Consider the following 12,651-nt stretch of genomic DNA (forward strand, 5'->3'; position numbering starts at 1 on the left):
GGGGCGCCCCGCCGTGATCGGGCACCGGGGCCGGGCCGGTCGGTTCGCCGTCCGGCCCGGCCCCGGTGTTTGGTCGGAGAGGATTGCAGGTGGCCCCGATGCCGAGAGTCAGTGACGAGGCCCGTGCGTCGCGTAGGAGTGAAATCCTCGAGGGCGCGCGCGAGTGTTTCGCGAAGTTCGGTTATGACGGGGCGACCGTTTCCCGGTTGGAGGCCGCCACGGGCAAGTCCCGGGGCGCGATTTTCCACCATTTCGGTTCCAAGGAAGGCCTTTTCCTCGCTTTGGCGGAGGAGGATGCCGACCGGATGGCCGAGGTGACCGCCAGTTCCGGGTTGGTCGAGGTGATGCGTGACGTGGTCGCGCATCCGGATCAGCACAAGTGGTTGGGCACCCGGTTGGAGATCGTCGGGCGGTTGCGCACGGACGCCGAGTTTCGGCGTCAGTGGTTGGCCCATCAGGAGCATCTGGATGGTGCGCTGCAGTCGAGGTTGGCGGACAGCGCGAAGTCCGGGTCGCTGCGCGACGATTATTCCCCCGAGGCCCTGCGGCTGCTGTTGGAGCTCATGCTCGACGGCATCATCGCGCGGGTGGCCACGGGCCGGTCGACCGAGGGTATGGATGAGGTCCTCGATTTGATCGAGGAGTCGGTCCGCCGGCCGCGGTAGCCCGGTCGTAGGGCGCTTCGCTCTTCGGTTTTACGTGCGTTGCCCGTCCCCGCGTCGTGCGGGGGCGGGCTTTCGCGTGTCCGGGGGCGTGTGCTTGACGACGTCGCCGGGGTGCCGGAAATGGCCTCGGGGACCCGATTAACCTCCGCAAACGAGACTGAACTAAGCTGTCTATTCATGAACGCTGCGGGAGAAAATGGGCGCTTCCTGTTGGTGGCGCTGCGCGACGGTGATGATGTGGCCGTGGCGGAGTACGACGACTTTCTTCGGGGCACCGGGCTGCCGAAGGATCGGTTGGTGCATCACCCGATCACGTCGACTGCTGACGTGCTGCCCGACCTGTCGGATTTCGACGGGGTGTTCGTCGGCGGCAGTCCCTTCAACGTGACGGATCTGGTGCACTGCGAGCTCCAGAAGCACGTCCATGATCAGCTCTACGAGGTGCTGGTCTCCCCCATTCCGACGCTGATGCTGTGTTACGGCAACAGTTACGCGGCGTTCGCAGGCGGTGGCCGCGTCGATCGTTCGCACCCCGAGCGTGTGGGCGTCAGCGAAGTGAACCTCACGGCCGCCGCAGCCGAGGATCCGATCGTCGGCAAGCTGGCGAAGACCTTCACGGGCCTGACCGGCCACAAGGAGTCGGTGGCGGAGCTGCCGGAGGGGGCGGTGCTGCTGGCCACCGGCCCGACGTGCCCCGTGCAGGCCTACCGCGCCAACGATTCGACGTGGGTGACCCAGTTCCACCCGGAGATGGACGCCGAGGGCATCATCCGCCGCATGGGGTTCTACATGGACGCCGGGTACTTCAAGCCGGAGGAGGTCGAGGAGATCTCGGGCATCGTGCGGGCCACGGACCTCGGCCCGGCCGAGCTGATCCTCCACGAGTTCATCGATTACTGTTTGGCCCGGTCAGGGCGATAATCTGGGATCATGTCCGATTCCCCCGCCGCGAAGCCCTTCCTGCTGTTGTCGACGCGTTCGGAAGACGCCGCCGCCCATGCCGAGCAGCTGTCGTTCGCCCGCGCCGCCGGTCTGGCGCCGGCGATGCTGCACCAGATCCGCCTGGAGCGACAGCGGCCGCGTCCGCTGGACATGTCGCGGTACGCCGGCGTGATCGTCGGCGGTGGACCGTACAACGCGTCCGATGAGTCGAAGTCGGCGGTGCAGCTCGAGGTGGAGGCGTGGTTCGCCGATCACCTCGCCGAAGTGCTCGAGACCGGGTTTCCCTTCTTCGGCGCATGCTACGGCGTCGGCCTGTTGGGCACCGTGGGGCGTGGTCGGGTGTCGCGCAAGCACGGCGAGGAGGCCGCCGTCGTCGAAATCTCCGTCACCGTCGAAGGCGCCGAAGACCCGGTGCTGGCGGGGTTGCCGGAGCGTTTCCACGCGATGGTCGGGCACAAGGAGGCCATCGAGGAACTGCCGGCCGGGGCGACGCTGCTGGCCACCGGCGCCGCGTGCCCGGTGCAGATGTTCCGGCTGGGCCCCAACGCCTATGCCACGCAGTTCCACCCGGAGCTCGACGCCGACACGTTCGAGCAGCGCCTGCGCATCTACGCCGACCAGGGCTACTACCAGCCGGGCGGAAGCGTACGCGCGGTAGCGGATGCGCGGCGTTTCGACGTCGCCCGTTCGGCCCAGGTGCTGCGCAACTTCACGCGGCTGCATTCCGGCCACCGGGGTTGAGTTCTCGGGTCACACCCGTCGGCGCAGATCGCCGAGCAGCGGCAGGATGCGGTGCGGGATGCGGCGGCGCAGCACGATTTCCGACCGCATCCGCTCCACCCCGTCGATGGCGATGATCGACGAGAAGATCTCCTCCAGGTGCGCGTGGTCGCGGGCGGCGATGCGGCAGGCGAGGTCCTCGGTGCCCGCGACGGAATCGGCCCGGAGGATGAACGGGATCTCCGCGATGCGGGCGACGACGCCGTCGAGGTCCGCCTGACGCAGGGTGAGGTGCACGTCGGCGTTGAGCGGGTACCCCAGTTCCGCGGGGTCGAGCGCCGGGGCGAAGTCGGGGATGACGCCGGCGTCGATGAGCTTGTCCAACCGCGACTGGGCGGTCCCCCGCGCCACTCCGAGTCGCCGGGCGTATTCGCGCACGCCCGCACGGGGTTCGGTGACGACGAGGCGCAGCAGATCGACGTCGAGCTTGTCCAGGGGCTTGGTGCGCGCAGACATGGAAAAGACCTTTCGTTGTCGAGACCTTATGTCCGCATATCGGTTCAATTGCGGAAAAAGTGGGCCAAGTGCTCGGGTTTGAGCGGGCATTCATGCGCCGGTTGCCCACCTGGTACCGATTTGCGTGGACACCCGTGACTATGTCGTGAGTCACACCCTAGCGTGATGTGCACCACGAACCCCAGTGGTGTTCCCTCCCGCTTCGCTATCGCGCGGCGGGCACGACGACCCCGCGCCACCCACGCGGGCGAAGGACGACAGGTGATCCCCATGACCACGATGCTCCCTCCCCCGTTCCGTCCCGGCGACCCGAACGCCGACCCGAACGGCGGCCGACACGGCGCGCCCGCCCCGGCTCAGCCGGCCGAACGCACCGCCGAGCGCACCCCCGAGCGGTCCGGCGCCCCGAGCGACCTCGTCGGCGAGCGGCTCACCGCCGACACCGGCACCGTGCACCTGACCGGCATCCAGGCGCTGGTGCGCACCGTGCGCGACCGCGCGCTGGCGGACCGGGCCCGGGGTCTGAACACCGCGTCGTTCATCTCCGGCTACGAGGGCTCCCCGCTGGGCGGCTACGACCTCGAGTTGGCCCGCCGCAAGGACCTGCTGGAGCCCCTCGACGTCGTGCACCTGCCGGCGGTCAACGAGGAACTCGGCGCCACGTCGGTGCAGGGCTCCCAACTCGCGGCCGGGGCGGGCACGTTGCGCGACGGCGTCGACGGCGTGGTCGGCTACTGGTACGGCAAGGCCCCGGGCCTCGACCGGTCCGTCGACGCCCTGCGCCACGCCAACCTGGCGGGCACCTCGCCCACCGGCGGTGCGGTCGCCATCGTCGGCGACGACCCCTTCGCCAAGTCCTCGACGGTCCCGTCGTCGTCGGAGCGCCTGCTGGCGGACATGGGCATGCCGGTGCTCGTGCCGGCCGACTCCGCCGAGGTGGTCAAGCTCGGCATCCACGCCGCGTGGATGTCCCGCGAGTCCGGGCTGTGGACGTCGCTGCGCGTCACCGCCGCGGTCGCCGACGGCTCCTCCACCGTCACCCTCGACGGCCCGCCCGTCGCCCCGGCCCCGCCGACCGACGGGCACACCCCGAACGCCCGCACCCTCGGTGCCACCCTCCACGAATTGGAGGCCTCCCGCGTCGGCGTCCGGTTGGATCGCGCGCTGGCCTACGCCCGCGACCGCGGCCTCAACCGCGTCCTCCACGAAGGTGCCGCCGATCGGCTGGGCATCGTCTGCGCCGGCGCGCCGGCCCTGGCCGTCGAGGAGACCCTGCGCAACCTCGGCTCCCCGGATGGCGTGCGCGTGCTGCGCCTGGGCATGACGTGGCCGCTGGACCCCGAGCAGATCTGCGACTTCGCCGACGGGCTCGACGAAATCATCGTCGTCGAGGACAAGGGGACCTTCCTGCTCGAATCGGTGCAGGCGGTGCTCTACGACTTCGACCATCGCCCCCGCCTCGAACCGGCGCGCGACATCGCCAACGCGCTGTCTCCGGCCCTGCGCCGCCTCGGCATCGACCACGACGCTCCGGCGCCCGCGCCGATCCGTCGTAAAGCACTGCCCCTGTCCGTGCCGGCCCGCACCCCCCACTTCTGCTCGGGCTGCCCGCACAACGCGTCGACCCGCGTGACCGGCGACAGCCTCGTCGGCGCCGGCATCGGCTGCCACGCGATGGTGCTGCTCATGGACGAAGCCCGCGTCGGCGACGTCACCGGCACCACGCAGATGGGCGGCGAGGGCGCGCACTGGATCGGCATGAGCCCCTTCGTCCGGGAGCGCCACCTGGTGCAGAATCTCGGCGACGGCACGTTCTTCCACTCCGGGTCGCTGGCGGTGCGGGCTTTGGTGGCCTCCGGCGTCGACGTGACGCTGAAACTGCTGCACAACGGCACCGTCGCCATGACCGGCGGCCAGGATCCGGTCGGCCAGATGCCGCTGTCGGGGATCCTCGACCTGCTGCGCGCCGAGGGCGTCGGCCGCATCGTCGTGACCACCGACGACGTCGCACGCACCCGCAAGGAGCTCGGCGGTGGCCTGCGCACCCGCGTCGGCGGTCGTGCGGTGGAGATCCGCGACCGGGCCGACCTGGCCGACGTGCAGCGCGAACTCGCCGCCGAGTCCGGTGTGACGGTGCTGGTCCACGACCAGTCCTGCGCCACCGAGCTGCGCCGGGCCCGCAAGCGCGGAAAGGCGCCGACGCCGACGAAGCGCATCGTCATCAACGAGCGCATCTGCGAGGGCTGCGGCGACTGCGGCGAAAAGTCCGGTTGCCTGTCGGTCCAGCCCGTCGACACCGAATTCGGGCGCAAGACCCGCATCGATCAGACGACCTGCAACCTAGATTACTCCTGCATCCAGGGCGATTGCCCCGCGTTCACCGAGGTCGACGTCGATCCGGACGCGCGCTCCGAGGCCGCGGCGGTCGCGGGTGCCCCGGCCCCGGTGCTTGACGACGCCGACCTGCCCGATCCCCCGGCCGTGCACCTGGGTGCCGGCCGCGGCTGGAACGTCCGCGTCACCGGCGTCGGCGGCACCGGCGTGGTCATGCTCGCCGCCGTCATCGCCGCTGCGGCGCGCGAAGACGGCCGCCACGTCCGAGGCGTCGACATGACCGGTTTGGCCCAGAAGGGCGGTGCGGTGGTCTCCGACGTGCGCATCACCGACGGCGCCCTGGAACAGTCGGGGCTGGTGCCCGCCGGCTCCGCCGACCTGCTGCTCGCCCTCGACGGGCTGACGACGGCCGATCCCGCCAACCTCGGCGTCATCGACGCGACGCGCACCATCGCGGTGGTGTCATCGACGTCGAGCCCGACCGGCGTGATGTGCACCGACGTTCGCGCCGAACGCCCCGACGGGGTGGCCCTGGCCGGCGCCATCGGCCGCAACGCCGCCCGCGCCATCACCACCGACGCCGCCGCCGTCGCCCGCGGACTCTTCGGCGACGCGACCGTCCAGACCACCCTGCTGCTCGGCGCCGCCGTCCAGGGCGGTGCACTGCCGATTTCGCCGGCGGCGGTGGAGAACGCGCTGCGCGCCAACGGCATCGCCGTCGACGCCAACATCCAGGCGTTCCGCCGCGGCCGCCAGCTCATCGCCGCCCCCGAGGCCATTGCCGCGACGCTGGCGAAGTCCAGCCCGCAGGGCGCCGATGCGACCACCGGACGCACCTCCGCCACGGCCTCGCCCGCGGTTCCCGCCTGGGCCCGACGCGCCGTCGACGAGGCGCTGGGCACCCGGATCGACGGCGGCCTGCCGGTCGAACTGCCGACCGACCTGCGCGAATCCATCGCCCTGCGGGTCGCCGAATTGCGGGAGTGGGGAGACGACTCCGACTCCCGGAGCTACCTCGCCGACCTGTCGACGCTCGCCCGCGCCGAACGCGCCGTCGCCCCGCGTAGCACCGCCCTGCTGCGCGCCGCCTCCTTCGGCCTGCACAAGCTCTCCGCCTACAAGGACGAGTACGAAGTCGCCCGCCTCGCCCTGGACACCGGGTTCCTCGACGACGTCGCCGCCGAATACGGCGACACCGCCGACGTGAAGTTCCTGCTGCACCCGCCCGTCCTGCGCGCGCTGGGCTGGGACCGCAAGATCAGGATGGGCAAGATGGCCCGCCCCGCCCTGCGGGCCCTGACCAAGGCCAAGCGCCTGCGCGGCACCGCGCTCGATCCCTTCGGGCGCACCGCCGCCCGCAGGTTCGAGCGCGATCTGCGCGACGCCTACCGCGCCAGGTTGCTCGAGCTCGCCGGGGCGATGACCGCGGAGACCGACGACGTCGCAAAGCAGAAGCTGCTCGCCGACGCCACCGCCCTGGCCTCCCTCGCCGATGTGGTGCGCGGCTACGAGGACGTCAAGGAACGGTCCGCCGCACCCCTCCTGGAGGCGCTGGGCATGACCGACGAGGCGTAGACGCCCCGTCGTCCGGTCAGGCGAGTTCGACGATCTCCATGTAGTCGTCGTTCCACAGATCCTCGGTGCCGTCGGGCAACACGATGACCCGCTCGGGCTCCAACGCCTCGACGGCACCCGGATCGTGGGTGACCAGGACGACCGCGCCGGAGTAGGTGCGCAGGGCGTCCAGCACCTGTTCGCGGGACTGCGGGTCGAGGTTGTTGGTCGGCTCGTCGAGAAGCAGGACGTTGGCACGGGAGGACACCAGGGCCGCCAACGCCAGGCGCGTCTTCTCGCCGCCGGACAGCGTGCCCGCCGGCTGATCGAGCTGCTCGCCGGAGAACATGAACGCGCCGAGCAGGCCGCGCAACTCCTGCTCGTCGACGTCGGGACACGCGTCGACGGTGTTCTGCCACACGGACTTGTCCGGGTCGATGGTGTCGTGCTCCTGGGCGAAGTAACCCACCTTCAGACCGTGGCCGGTGACGATGCCGCCCTCGCCGTCGGTGCGCTCCACCCCCGCCAACAGCTTGAGCAGGGTCGTCTTGCCCGCGCCGTTGAAACCGAGGACGACCACGCGGGAGCCCTTGTCGATGGCCAGGTCGACGCCGGCGAACACCTCCAGCGAGCCGTACATCTTGGTCAGGCCCTTGGCGTGCATGGGGGTCTTGCCGCAGGCCGCGGGCTCCGGGAAGGAAATGTGGGCGACCTTGTCGGCGACGCGGACCTCGTCGAGGTTGCCCATCATCCGCTCCGCGCGGGCGACCATCTGCTTGGCGGCGCGGGCCTTGGTGGCCTTCGCGCCGAGCTTGTCGGCCTGCTTGCGCAGCTGGGAGGCCTTCTTTTCCGCGTTGGCGCGCTCGCGGCGGCGGCGGGCCTCGTCGGTGGCGCGGGCGTCGAGGTACTTGGACCAGCCCATGTTGTACACGTCGGCCTCGGCGCGCACGGCGTCGAGGAACCAGACCTTGTTGCACACGTCGTCGAGCAGTTCGACGTCGTGGCTGATCATGATCAGGCCGCCCTCGTGCTTGGACAGGAAGCCGCGCAGCCAGGTGATGGAGTCGGCGTCGAGGTGGTTGGTCGGCTCGTCGAGGAGCAGGGTCGTCTCGGACTTGCCGGCGCCGGCGGAGGCGGCGAAGAGGATCTGCGCCAGTTCGACGCGGCGGCGCTGGCCACCGGACAGGGTCTTGAGCTGCTGGTCGAGGATGCGTTCCTCCAGGCCCAGCGCGTCGCAGATGCGGGCGGCTTCGGCATCGGCCTCGTAGCCGCCGAGGTCGTGGTAGCGCTCCTCCAGCCGCGAGTACTTCCGGATCGCGGCGTCGCGCTTGCCGTCGTTGTCGGTGGTCTCCATGATTTCCTGCTGGCGCTCCATGTTGCGGCGGATGGAGTCCAGCCCGCGGGCGGACAGCACGCGGTCGCGGGCGGTCTGCTCGATGTTGCCTTCGCGGCTGTCCTGCGGCAGGTAGCCGATGTCGCCGGTGCGGGTGACCTTGCCGCCGTAGGGTTCGCCTTCGCCCGCGAGAATGCGCATCGTGGTGGTCTTGCCGGCGCCGTTGCGGCCGACGAGGCCGATGCGGTCGCCCGGTTGGACGCGCAGCATCTCGCCCGGGGCATCCAGGAGGGTGCGGGCTCCGACGCGGACTTCGAGGTCATGGGTGACGATCACGTCGCGCCACCCTACCAGCCGCTATGCCGCGAATCGGCATCAGCCGCGGCGGGCTCGGCGGGGGCGTTATGGTGGACGCATGAACGAGCCTTTCCGGGTGGTGGTCCTCGGTGCGGGGCCGGCCGGTCGCATCGCGGCGCACCGGGCGGCGGCCCGCGGGTGGGACGTCGTCGCCCTCGATCCCGCCGGCGGGTCGATGCCGACGACGGTCGGCGCGTGGGCGCATCAGTTGCCCGACTGGTTGCCCGACGACGCCGTCGCGTCGCGGTTCCGGCCGACGGTGATCACGTCCGGGGGTCGGCGGCGGTTGCTTGACGACGATTACGTGGTGTTGGACACGGCCGTGTTGTCGGGACTCGGCGGTTTCGCGGTCCGGGAGGAACCGGGCAACGGTGGTTCGACCATGCGGTTTACCTGGACGGGTGATGACGAAGAAGGCGCTGGCGACGGTCACGCCGCCGGCGGTGCCGTCGCCCGGTTCGCTCGAATCGGGGAACGGGTCACCTCGGCGTTGGTGCGCGCCCGGGAGCTGCTGCGTCCCGATCCTGCCGAGGGGCCGGGTGCGACGGTGCACCACGAGTACTACGACGCCGACGATGATGACGTCCCCGCCGATTTCGTCGACCCCAACGGCCCCGACGGCGACTTCTACGAGTGGACCTCCCCCGACGTGGTCATCGACGCCATCGGGGCGACCCCGTTCAGCGCGGTGTTGGACGCCCGGCAGATCGCCCGCGGACACCTGTTCCGCGAGGAGGACATCCCGGAGCGTCACCGCGTGCCGGTGCTGATGGACTTCCGGGTACCCGGCGGCGCCGGCGACGAAATGGCCGACGAACTGGCCGACGACGCCTCGACCGGGGCGCCCGCCACCTTTTCCTACCGGCTGCCGCTGGGCGACGGAACGTGGCTGATCGAGGAGACGATCCTCGCCGCCCGCGCCTCATCCGACCCCGGGGATCCGCGCAGCGCGGAACTCCACCGGCACGTGCGCCGCCGCCAGGCCGCCCGCGTGGCGGACCTCGGCATCGATCCGGCCGCCGCGATCGCCGTGGAAATCGTCGATTTTCCGCTCGGTCCCTGGCGACTGCCCGACAACCGACCCCGCGTCGCCCTGGCCAACCGGCTCACGTTCATCCCCCTGGGGCGCGGCGGATCGGTCCTCGACCTGAGTTTCCTGACCCGCCCCTTCGGCGGCGACGGCGTCCCCGGCTACGGGCATTTCGGCGCGATGGGCGGGTGGATGCACCCCGCGACCGGTTATTCCGTCGGCGCCGTCCTCTCCGACGTCGACCGGTTCCTCGACCGCGTCGGGTCCCGCTCCGACGCCTCACCGCCCGGCGGACGCCCCCTGGCCTGGCTGCGCAGACGCGGTCTCCACGTCCTCCTCGCCTTCGACGATGTCCGGACCAGGCAATTCTTCGACGCCTTCTTCACCCTGCCCGACGCCGCCATCCGCGAATCCCTCACCGGCACCTCCGCCCCGAGAACCCTCGCGGTCATGGCGCGGCTGCTCATCCCCCTCGCCCGCCGCTCGCCCGCCATGCTGGCGAAGCTCCTGCTCACCTTCGCCGACGGCAAACCCGTGGCAGAGCCCTGACCCGGCACGCCACCCCGCAACCCGGGACACCGTCGCAAAGCCAACCCAAAGCGCCGGAGCGGCACGACCCGGGGCATATGATCGGGTAATGACCGCTTCCCTCGACGCCAAGGGGCCCCTGGGCTCCAGTGGACGGCTGCAGCGCAGCCTGCGCGCCAGACACCTGAACATGATCGCCATCGGCGGCGCCATCGGCACCGGCCTCTTCGTCGCCTCCGGCGCCACCATCTCCGAAGCCGGGCCGGGTGGCGCCCTCGTGGCCTACGCCCTCATCGGATTCATGGTCTGGCTGGTCATGCAATCCCTCGGCGAAATGGCCGCCTACCTGCCGGTCGCGGGCTCCTTCCAGGAATACGGCACCCGCTACGTCTCCCCCAGCTTCGGCTTCGCCCTCGGCTGGAACTACTGGTTCAACTGGGCCATCACCGTCGCCGCCGAACTCGTCGCCGCCGCCCTGGTCATGCGCTACTGGTTCCCCGACGTACCCGCCATCGTCTGGTCCGCCGGCTTCCTGCTGCTGCTGTTCCTGCTCAACGCACTGTCCGCCCGCGCTTTCGGCGAAGGCGAGTTCTGGTTCGCGGCGATCAAGGTCATCACCGTCATCGTCTTCCTCATTATCGGCGTCGCCATGATCCTCGGCATCATGGGCGGCACCTCCCCCGGCGTGGAGAACTGGACCACCGGCGAAGCGCCCTTCGTCGGCGGCGGCATGGGCATCCTCGCGGTGTTCATCGTCGCCGGATACTCCTTTCAGGGCACCGAACTCGTCGGCGTCGCGGCGGGCGAGGCCGAAGACCCGGAGAAGACCATCCCCAAGGCGATCCGCACCATCTTCTGGCGCATCCTGCTGTTCTACATCGGCGCCATCGCCGTCATCGGCTTCCTCATCCCCTACACCGACCCGAACCTGCTCAACTCGGCCGAGGACAACATCGCCGTGTCGCCGTTCACCCTCGTTTTCGACCGCGCCGGCATCGCCATCGCCGCAGGCCTGATGAACGCCGTCATCCTCACCTCGGTGCTCTCCGCCGGCAACTCCGGCCTCTACGCCTCCACCCGCATGCTGTACTCGCTGGCGCGCATGGGCCAGGCGCCGCGGTTCTTCGGCAAGCTGTCCGACCACGACGTGCCCATGCGGGCGCTGGTGGCCACCGCCTCGATCGGCATGTTCGGCTTCCTGACGTCCATCGTCGGCGACGGCGCCGCCTACACCTTCCTGCTGACCCTGTCCGCGCTCGCCGGGTTCCTGACGTGGATCGGCATCTCCTACAGCCACTACCACTTCCGCAAGGCCCTCAAGGCCCAGGGAGTGCCGCTGTCGGCGCTGCCCTACAAGGCGCCGTTCTTCCCCGCCGGCGCGGTCGTCGCCCTGGTCATGTGCTTCGGCGTCGTGCTCGGCCAGGCCTACGGGCCCATCACCACCGGCGAGGACCTGTTCGCCATCCTCTCGCCCTACCTGGGTATCCCGGTGTTCCTGGCCCTGTGGTACATCCACAAGCGCGTCACCGGTTCGGAGGCGGTCACTCCGGAAACCGCCGACCTGTCGCGCGACTGACGCACGCGCGAAGACCCCGAATGCTTCGACCCACCCGCGGTACACGGGTGGGTCGAATCATTCGGGGTGTTCACCGATGGTCCGGGGCAACCGCCCCGGCGCGGGTTCGGCGGTTACACCGAGAACCCGAGGGCGCGCATCTGCTCGCGGCCGTCCTCGGTGATCATGTGCGGCCCCCACGGCGGGGACCACACCCAGTTGAGCTGCATCTCGGTGACCTGCGGATGATCCAGGACGAGCGCCTCGGCCTGGTCGTAGAGCATGTCGGTCAGCGGGCAGGCCGGCGACGTCAACGTCATGTTGATGACGGCCTTCGAGTCGCCCTCGATCCAGATGTCGTAGACCAGGCCCAGGTCGACGACGTTGACGCCGAGTTCCGGGTCGACGACGTCGTACATGCGGTCCTCGACCTCGATGGCGAGCTTCTCCTGCTCGGGGGTCTGCTCGGGACGCGGCGGGACCTCGTAGGTGCCGCCGTCCAGGCCCGGTGCGGGGCTGTCGCCGGTGGCGGGCGCCTCAGGGTTCTCCGGGGTGCCGGTGGTGTTCGGCTCGGTCATGGGTTCACTTCCTTGTCTCCGGTGTTGTCGGATCCGGTGCCGTCGGAGCCCTCGTCGGACAGGGCGTCGGCGGTGGCCGCCTGGAACGCCTTCCAGCCCAGCAGGGCGCACTTGACGCGGGCGGGGTACTTGGACACGCCGGAGAAGGCGATGCCGTCCCCGATGAGATCCTCGTCGCCCTCTTCCCTGCCGCGAGAGGTGATCATGCGCTCGAACTCGGCGAGTTTCGCCATGGCCTCCTCGACGGGCCTGCCGATGATTTCCTCGGCCATGACCGACGTCGAGGCCTGGGAAATCGAGCAGCCGACGGCGTCGTAGGACACGTCGTCGACGGTGGTTCCGTCGTCGGAAAGTCGGACGCGCAGGGTCAGCTCGTCGCCGCACGACGGGTTGACGTGATGGACTTCGGCGTCGAACGGGTCGCGCAGACCGCTGTGCTGGGGGTGCTTGTAGTGGTCCAGGATCACTTCCTGGTACATCGACTCCAGCTTCACTCCCGGTTCCTTTCCTTTGCGGCCGAGCGGCGCCCGGCCCTTCGT

Annotated in this window: 10 protein-coding genes; 6 read left to right on the forward strand and 4 right to left on the reverse strand. The window is 70.2% G+C overall.

All coding sequences use genetic code 11. From position 1 onward, the window contains the following. The first annotated feature begins 98 nt into the window (after positions 1-98). From HMPREF3121_RS08720 to HMPREF3121_RS08730, 3 genes are all read left to right on the forward strand, one after another. Entirely contained in the window at positions 99-665 is a 567-nt protein-coding gene (locus HMPREF3121_RS08720) for a TetR/AcrR family transcriptional regulator (protein WP_070522300.1), read from the forward strand. 177 nt (positions 666-842) lie between these two features. Then, the gene (locus HMPREF3121_RS08725) at positions 843-1,586 is read left to right on the forward strand and encodes a glutamine amidotransferase (protein WP_070522302.1); all 744 of its coding nucleotides are present in this window, start codon (positions 843-845) and stop codon (positions 1,584-1,586) included. Positions 1,587-1,595: 9 nt separating this feature from the next. Beyond that, complete coding sequence (locus HMPREF3121_RS08730) at positions 1,596-2,348, forward strand: glutamine amidotransferase (protein WP_083291533.1); 753 nt, start codon at positions 1,596-1,598, stop codon at positions 2,346-2,348. 9 nt (positions 2,349-2,357) lie between these two features. On the opposite strand, the gene HMPREF3121_RS08735 is transcribed toward HMPREF3121_RS08730, so the two are convergent. Next, a complete protein-coding gene (locus HMPREF3121_RS08735) occupies positions 2,358-2,843 on the reverse strand; it encodes an Lrp/AsnC family transcriptional regulator (protein ID WP_070522304.1) in 486 nt (161 codons plus the stop codon). A 270-nt stretch (positions 2,844-3,113) separates the two neighbouring features. Between HMPREF3121_RS08735 and HMPREF3121_RS08740 the strand changes: the two genes are divergently transcribed. Beyond that, complete coding sequence (locus HMPREF3121_RS08740) at positions 3,114-6,752, forward strand: indolepyruvate ferredoxin oxidoreductase family protein (RefSeq protein WP_246816120.1); 3,639 nt, start codon at positions 3,114-3,116, stop codon at positions 6,750-6,752. 16 nt (positions 6,753-6,768) lie between these two features. Here the strand turns inward: HMPREF3121_RS08740 and HMPREF3121_RS08745 are convergent, their stop codons facing one another. After that, positions 6,769-8,400, reverse strand: coding sequence for an ABC-F family ATP-binding cassette domain-containing protein (locus HMPREF3121_RS08745; protein ID WP_070522307.1), 1,632 nt, complete (start codon positions 8,398-8,400; stop codon positions 6,769-6,771). A gap of 79 nt (positions 8,401-8,479) precedes the next feature. Here HMPREF3121_RS08745 and HMPREF3121_RS08750 point away from each other — a divergent pair, with 79 nt between their 5' ends. Both HMPREF3121_RS08750 and HMPREF3121_RS08755 read left to right on the forward strand, forming a co-directional pair. Then, on the forward strand, positions 8,480-10,000 hold the full coding sequence (locus HMPREF3121_RS08750) for a lycopene cyclase family protein (RefSeq protein ID WP_141743045.1): 1,521 nt from the start codon (positions 8,480-8,482) through the stop codon (positions 9,998-10,000). Positions 10,001-10,088: 88 nt separating this feature from the next. Beyond that, positions 10,089-11,555, forward strand: a complete 1,467-nt coding sequence (locus tag HMPREF3121_RS08755) for an amino acid permease (protein ID WP_070522313.1) — start codon at positions 10,089-10,091, stop codon at positions 11,553-11,555. A 113-nt stretch (positions 11,556-11,668) separates the two neighbouring features. On the opposite strand, the gene HMPREF3121_RS08760 is transcribed toward HMPREF3121_RS08755, so the two are convergent. Further along, positions 11,669-12,112, reverse strand: a complete 444-nt coding sequence (locus HMPREF3121_RS08760; RefSeq protein ID WP_070522316.1) for a metal-sulfur cluster assembly factor — start codon at positions 12,110-12,112, stop codon at positions 11,669-11,671. Next, entirely contained in the window at positions 12,109-12,606 is a 498-nt protein-coding gene (gene sufU, locus HMPREF3121_RS08765) for a Fe-S cluster assembly sulfur transfer protein SufU (protein WP_070522319.1), read from the reverse strand. Before sufU ends, HMPREF3121_RS08760 begins: the two co-directional genes overlap by 4 nt. Positions 12,607-12,651 lie beyond the last annotated feature (45 nt).

The sequence above is a fragment of the Corynebacterium sp. HMSC11E11 genome (assembly GCF_001807025.1).
GTDB lineage: Bacteria > Actinomycetota > Actinomycetes > Mycobacteriales > Mycobacteriaceae > Corynebacterium > Corynebacterium freneyi.